General features: G+C 71.8%; 6 protein-coding genes. All 6 read right to left on the bottom strand.

Going from position 1 to position 6,509, the window contains the following annotated elements; translation table 11 throughout:
• Positions 1–153 precede the first annotated feature (153 nt).
• Positions 154–930, bottom strand: a complete 777-nt coding sequence (pstB, locus tag ACFVIM_RS31170; protein ID WP_384308501.1) for a phosphate ABC transporter ATP-binding protein PstB — start codon at positions 928–930, stop codon at positions 154–156.
• 28 nt (positions 931–958) lie between these two features.
• Positions 959–2,035, bottom strand: coding sequence for a phosphate ABC transporter permease PstA (pstA, locus tag ACFVIM_RS31175; RefSeq protein WP_384308503.1), 1,077 nt, complete (start codon positions 2,033–2,035; stop codon positions 959–961).
• Positions 2,032–3,033: a phosphate ABC transporter permease subunit PstC gene (pstC, locus tag ACFVIM_RS31180; protein ID WP_384308505.1), complete on the bottom strand. Its 1,002-nt coding sequence runs from the start codon at positions 3,031–3,033 to the stop codon at positions 2,032–2,034. Before pstC ends, pstA begins: the two co-directional genes overlap by 4 nt.
• 91 nt (positions 3,034–3,124) lie before the next feature.
• A complete protein-coding gene (gene pstS, locus ACFVIM_RS31185; RefSeq protein ID WP_384308508.1) occupies positions 3,125–4,258 on the bottom strand; it encodes a phosphate ABC transporter substrate-binding protein PstS in 1,134 nt (377 codons plus the stop codon).
• A gap of 767 nt (positions 4,259–5,025) precedes the next feature.
• A complete protein-coding gene (locus tag ACFVIM_RS31190; protein ID WP_384308511.1) occupies positions 5,026–5,463 on the bottom strand; it encodes an NUDIX hydrolase in 438 nt (145 codons plus the stop codon).
• A gap of 29 nt (positions 5,464–5,492) precedes the next feature.
• The coding region (locus ACFVIM_RS31195) for a CHAD domain-containing protein (RefSeq protein ID WP_384308514.1) at positions 5,493–6,509 on the bottom strand (1,017 nt) is incomplete at its 5' end.

A 6,509-nucleotide genomic window follows, 5' to 3' on the forward strand; every position in this document is an offset into this window, starting at 1 on the left:
GCCCAGCACCCCCGTACCGCCCCTCTCTTCCGTATCCCGTGCGTACGGCCGGGCCGGGGCCGGGAAAGACGGATGGGCCCGTCCCCAGGGGGTGGGGACGGGCCCGGGCGTCATGCGGTGGCACCGCCATGCAGCACCGCAGGACGGGCGGGGTCAGCCGAAGCGGCCGGAGATGTAGTCCTCCGTCGCCTGGACCGAGGGGTTGGCGAAGATGCGCTCGGTGTCGTCGATCTCGATCAGCCGTCCCGGCTGGCCCACGGCCGCCAGGTTGAAGAAGGCCGTGCGGTCGGAGACCCGGGCGGCCTGCTGCATGTTGTGGGTGACGATGACGATGGTGAAGCGCTCCTTCAGCTCGCCGATCAGGTCCTCGATGGCGAGGGTCGAGATCGGGTCGAGCGCCGAGCAGGGCTCGTCCATCAGCAGCACGTCCGGCTCGACCGCGATGGCGCGGGCGATGCACAGCCGCTGCTGCTGGCCGCCGGAGAGGCCGGAGCCGGGCTTGTGGAGGCGGTCCTTGACCTCGTTCCAGAGGTTGGCGCCGCGCAGCGAGCGCTCGACGACGGCGTCGAGCTCGTTCTTCTTGTAGGAGCCGTTCAGGCGCAGCCCGGCCGCCACGTTCTCGAAGATCGACATCGTGGGGAAGGGGTTGGGGCGCTGGAAGACCATCCCGACGGTGCGGCGGACCGCGACCGGGTCCACCCGCTCCCCGTACAGGTTCTCGTCGTCCAGCATGACCTTGCCCTCGACCCGGCCACCGGGGGTGACCTCGTGCATCCGGTTCAGGGTGCGCAGGAAGGTGGACTTGCCGCAGCCGGAGGGGCCGATGAAGGCCGTCACCGAGCGGGGCTCCACCGTCATCGAGATGTCCTCGATCGCCTTGTGGGAGCCGTAGTAGGCGGTCAGGCCGCTGACGTCGATTCGTTTGGCCATGGTTTCAGATCACTTCCAGCAGGGCCGCTCAGCGGCCGGTCTTCGGGGCCTTCCAGCGGGCGATGCCGCGGGCGACCAGATTGAGGATCATGACGAAGGCGATCAGGACCAGGGCGGCGGCCCAGGCGCGGTCGTACGACGCCTCGCTGCCCACCCGGTACTGCTCCCAGATGTAGAAGGGGAGCGAGGACTGGGCGCCTTCGAACGGGTTGTTGTTGATCAGCTGGCTGCCGAAGACCAGCAGCATGATCGGGGCGGTCTCACCGGCGATGCGCGCGATGGCCAGCATCACGCCCGTGGTGATGCCACCGAGCGCGGTCGGGACGACCACCTTGAGGATGGTCCGCCACTTCGGCACGCCGAGCGCCAGGGACGCCTCGCGCAGTTCGTTCGGGACGAGCTTGAGCATCTCCTCGGTGGAGCGCACCACGACCGGGATCATCAGGATCGCCAGCGCCAGCGCGCCCATCAGCCCCGACGGCGCCAGATCGAACATCAGCATGATCGAGAGCAGGAAGAGGCCCGCCACGATCGAGGGGATGCCGGTCATGACGTCGACGAAGAAGGTGACGGCCTTGGCGAGCGCGCCCTTTCCGTACTCCACCAGGTAGATCGCGGTCAGCAGACCGATCGGGACCGAGATCAGGGTGGCGAGGCCCACCTGCTCCAGGGTGCCGATGATCGCGTGGTAGACACCGCCGCCGGGCTCGAAGCCGGGGACCCCGGCCATGGAGTGGGTCAGGAAGTAGCCGTCGAGGACCTTCACGCCCCGGCTGACCGTCACCCAGATCAGGGAGAACAGCGGGACGATGGCGAGGATGAAGCAGACCCAGACGACGCTGGTGGCGAGCCGGTCCTTGGCCTGGCGCCGGTTCTCGACCACCGAGGTGGTGGTGTACGAGATGGCGACGTAGAAGAGGGCGGAGACCAGGGCCCACTGGACCTCGCTCTCCCAGCCCGCGAGGGCGCCGAGGCCGCAGCCGAGCGCGAGCGCGGCGGCCGCGAAGCCCAGCGGGGCCCAGCGGGGCAGCGCCCGCGCGGTGAGGGAGCCGCCGGGGGCGGCGGGGGCCGGGGTGGGCCTGTCCTTTATGGCGGTCTGGGTCATGCGTTGGCCCCCGAGTACTCCTTGCGGCGGGCGATGATCATCCGGGCGGCGCCGTTGACCAGCAGGGTCAGGATGAAGAGCACCAGACCGGAGGCGATGAGGGCGTCCCGGCCCAGCTCGTTGGCCTCGTCGAACTTGGCCGCGATGTTCTGGGCGAAGGTGCCGCCGCCGGGGTCGAGCACATGGAAGGAGATCACGAAGCTCGGCGAGAGGACCGTGGCGACGGCCATCGTCTCGCCGAGGGCGCGGCCGAGGCCGAGCATCGACGCCGAGATCACACCGGAGCGCCCGAACGGCAGGACGGCCATCCGGATGACCTCCCAGCGGGTGGCGCCGAGCGCCAGGGCGGCCTCCTCGTGCATCTTCGGGGCCTGCCGGAAGACCTCACGGCTGACGCTGGTCACGATCGGCAGGATCATGATCGCCAGCAGGATGCCCACGGTGAAGAGCGAGCGGGCGACGCCGACCTCGGTCTTGTCGAAGACGTACGTCCAGGAGAAGTAGTCGTCCAGCCAGAGGTTGAGCCCCTCCAGATACGGGACGAGGAAGAGCGCGCCCCAGATGCCGTAGATGATCGACGGCACGGCGGCCAGCAGATCGACCACGTAGGCGAGGGGCGCGGCCAGGCGGCGCGGCGCGTAGTGCGAGATGAACAGCGCGATGCCGACGGCGACCGGTACGGCGATCACCATCGCGATGACCGAGCTGACGACCGTGCCGAAGAGCAGGACCGCGATCCCGAAGACCGGCGGGTCGCCGGCCGGGTTCCAGTCGAAGGTGGTGAGGAAGTTGCCCTCGTCCGCCGAGATGGCGATGGCGGCGCGGTACGTCAGGAACGCCGCGATCGACGCCATGATCACCAGCAGCAGAATGCCCGAGCCGCGCGACAGACCGAGGAAGATCTTGTCGCCCGCGCGCCCGGTGGAGCCGCCCTTGTCGGCGAGGGACGGAGGCCGTGGTGTGGGGGGTGGGTCTATGGGTGTGGTGGTGGAGGCCATGGTCTTTCCGGTCTGTCTGAGGGGAGCGGCGCTCCCCTGGCGGCGGTGCACCGGAGGGGCGGGGGGCGCGCGGCCCCCCGCCCGGTGTGGCTTACTTCAGGCCCGCGACGGTCTCGCGCACCTTGGTGATGATCTCGGTGGGGATCGGGGCGTAGCCGTGGTCGGCGAGGATCTTCTGGCCCGCGTCACTGCTGGTGTAGGTGAGGAAGGACTTCACCGTGCTCAACGTCTCGGGCTTGTTCCCGGTGTCGCAGACGACCTCGTAGGTCACCAGGACGATCGGGTAGGCGCCCTCCGCCTTGGTGGCGTAGTCGATCTCCAGGGCGAGGTCCTTGCCGGTGCCCTTGACCTTCGCCGCGGCGATGGCCTTGGAGGCGTTCTCCGAGGTGGCGGCGACCGGGGCGCTGGCGCCGGTGTCGATGGAGACCGTGGGGATGGACTGCGAGGTCGCGTACGAGAGCTCGAAGTAGCCGATCGCGCCGTCGACCTGCTTGACCTGGGCGGCGACACCGGAGGAGCCGGAGGCGGCCTGGCCGCCGGGGGCGGGCCACTTCTTCTCGGCCTCGTACGGCCACTCGGCCTTGGCGGTGGAGCCGAGGTACTTGCCGAGGTTCTGGGTGGTGCCGGAGTCCTCCGAGCGGTGGAACGCCTGGACCGCCTTGTCCGGGAGGTTCTTGCCCGGGTTCAGCTTGACGATGGCCGGGTCGTTCCACTTCTTGATCTTGCTGTCGAAGATCTTGGCGATGGTGGGGGCGTCCAGGACCAGGTCGTCCACGCCGGGGAGGTTGTAGCCGATCGCGATGGGGCCGCCGACCATGGGCAGGTCGATGCCCTGGCCGCTCTTGCAGATCTTCTTGGACTCGGCGACCTCGTCCGGCTTGAGCGCGGAGTCGGAGCCCGCGAAGCCGACGGTGCCCTGGTTGAAGGCGACGATGCCCTCGCCCGAGGAGGAGGACTTGTAGTTGATCTCCACGCCCGAGCAGGCCGCCATGTAGTTCTTCACCCACAGGTCCATGGCGTTCTTCTGCGCGCTGGAACCGGAGGCCAGGAGCTTGCCCTGGGCGCCCTCGCAGGAGATGTCCGACGCGGCGCTGGTCTTCGTGCCGGAGCCGCCGGTGCTCGCGGTGTTGTCGTCCGAACCACACGCCGTGAGGACCAGGGCGCCGGTGACAGCGAGCGCGCCGAGCGCGGAGGCCCGAAGCCCGTTCTTGCGCTGAAGCTTCACTTTCGGGTGTTCCTTCCAGAAGCCGAGCCGGGACCGGACCGCCGGAGCCGCTGATTCCGCTGCGGTTCGCGGTACGCCGGGGCGGCGTGTGTCGGGGGGTGGGGGAGCCGGCCGTCTGCCGGTCACCGCGTAAGGCCGAAAGTAGGCAGAACAGGTGAAGCGGCCCACGGAGGAGAGTGAACGGCAGGTGAACCGTGCTGGGCGGCTGGGTGCATGCTCCGGCGGTCGTCCGAACCGCCGCCCATTCTTCGAACTGGCGCTCGCCACCTGGGAGGTTTCCCGTCGTGACATCCGGGGCCCGATGGCCGGCGGTGGCCTCCGTCGGTCTCCGGGGTACGGCGGAGGGCGGCCGGAGGTATGCGTTCCGCCCGTGGTGGGGGTGCGCCGGGGGCGTGGGGGCGGATGGGCGCGCGGCTGGAATGGCGGGGTGCGCGCCCGGGGTACGGGGTCGGGGTGCGGGGCGCGGGTGCGGGGTCGACGGTGCGGGGTCGGCGGTGCGAGGCGCGGGTACGGGGTCGGCGGTGCGAGGCGCGGGTACGGGGTCGGCGGTGCGAGGCGCGGGGCGGGGTGGCCCGGGTGCGGGGCTGGAGGTCTTGGGCGCCCGGCCCCGTGGCCTCGGGGCCCGGCCGGGCGGTCGTCGGCCCCCGGCTCCCGCGCTTCGACCCCCACCCCGGCCTTCGGTCGGGGTGGGGCCATCGGCCCCGGCGCTCGCGTCCGGGCCCCGGCCCGCGCGGGCCTCAGCTCTCCGAACCTCAGCTCTCCGGGCCTCAGCCCTCCGAGCCTCCGGCCGGGCGGAGCGCCTCCAGGAGCGCGTCGACCAGTTCGCGGTCCCGGGGCTCGGTGAGCCGGTCGCGCGCCGCCGTCGGCGACAGCCACAGGATCCGGTCCACCTCCTCGCTCGGGGTGAAGGACCCCGAGGTCGCCTCGGCCGCCCAGTACACGACCCGCTTGGGGCGGCCATGGGCAAGGTAGCGCGCGGTACCGAGCGGAGCGCCGAGAACACACGCGTGTCCCGTCTCCTCGCGTACTTCCCGGAGCGCGGCGGCGCGTTCGCTCTCCCCGCGCTTCACCTTCCCCTTGGGATGGGACCAGTCATCATATTTCGGACGGTGGACCAGGCAGATCTCCAGACCACCGCCCGCCGGTGGCGCGGTGCGGCGCCACAGCACGCATCCGGCCGCCAGGACCGTCGTACATCCCTCCATGGTGGTGCCTCCCGTCGGCGGGCCGCCGGTCATGGGGCGGTCCGGGTCGGACACGTCTGCCGCCAGATCTCCCAGATCTCCTGGAACGAGAAGCGCGCCGCCTCCACCTCATGGCGCTGGTCGGCGTGGAGAACGCCCAGCGCGTAGGCGGTCGCGGGCGCGATCCGGGGGGTCCGGGCCGCGCTGGCGGCGGCCGCCGCGGCCTCGGCGGCGTCCCGGTGGCGGTCGAGCAGCAGGCCTGCGCGGGCCAGCTCCGGATCGGCCTCGGTGCCCCGGACCTCCAGGGCGTAGCGGTGCAGCCGCAGCAGTTGGCGCACCTGGTGCCAGGGCGCGTCCTGGAGCTCCTCGGCGGAGGCGTCGGCGAGCCCGTTGACCAGGGCCTCGGCGTTGTAGGGGTGGCCCGCGCGGGCGAGCGGCAGGGTCGCCACGGCGGTCAGCAGCCGCCGCTGGGCCGCGACGGCGGGCCGCCGCCATGCCTCAGCCCGGGCCCGTTCCCGCGCCTGTGCCTCCGTATCCGTCTCCGCTGCCGGGGAGGTGTCCCCGTCCCAGACGTACCCCGGGAAGACCGGCGCCGTGGTGGTGCGGTGGCCCGGCTTCGCCAGGGGCAGTTCGGAGGCGAGGACGGCGACGGCGTCCGCGACGGCGTGGAAGCGGGCCGATCCCAGCGCCTGGAGGGAGGCCGAGTGGGCCCGGGACCTGGCGAGGGTGAGCTGGCGTTCCAGCAGCGCGGCGGCGCGGGCCGCGCCGATGTCGAGCGGCCGCCCCTCACCCGTACGGCCCGCCGCGGCCGGGCGCGCGGCCGATGCCCCGCGCGCGGCGGGGACCGGGACCGGGGCGTTGCCCGAGAGCCGGGAGAGGGCGTCCAGCAGCCGGTTCAGCCGTGCCGTACAGGCGTGTTCCTGGGCGAGCGTGGTGGAGAGCCAGGTCAGTTCGGAGCGGAGCCCGTCGGCCCACTCGGGGTCGAGGAGCGGCCGGAAGGTGTGCAGGGTCCCGCCGATACGGCGGGCGGCCGTCCGCAGGGAGCGGACGGCCGCGGTGGCGGCGGC

Origin of the sequence: Streptomyces sp. NPDC057638 (genome assembly GCF_042800315.1) — a bacterium.
Lineage (GTDB): Bacteria > Actinomycetota > Actinomycetes > Streptomycetales > Streptomycetaceae > Streptomyces.

Bases quoted from the DNA above. Each gene is read 5' to 3' on its own strand.
- ACFVIM_RS31190 (WP_384308511.1), bottom strand. From the start codon at position 5,463: ATGGAGGGATGTACGACGGTCCTGGCGGCCGGATGCGTGCTGTGGCGC.
- pstA (WP_384308503.1), bottom strand. From the start codon at position 2,035: ATGACCCAGACCGCCATAAAGGACAGGCCCACCCCGGCCCCCGCCGCC.
- pstC (WP_384308505.1), bottom strand. From the start codon at position 3,033: ATGGCCTCCACCACCACACCCATAGACCCACCCCCCACACCACGGCCT.
- pstB (WP_384308501.1), bottom strand. From the start codon at position 930: ATGGCCAAACGAATCGACGTCAGCGGCCTGACCGCCTACTACGGCTCC.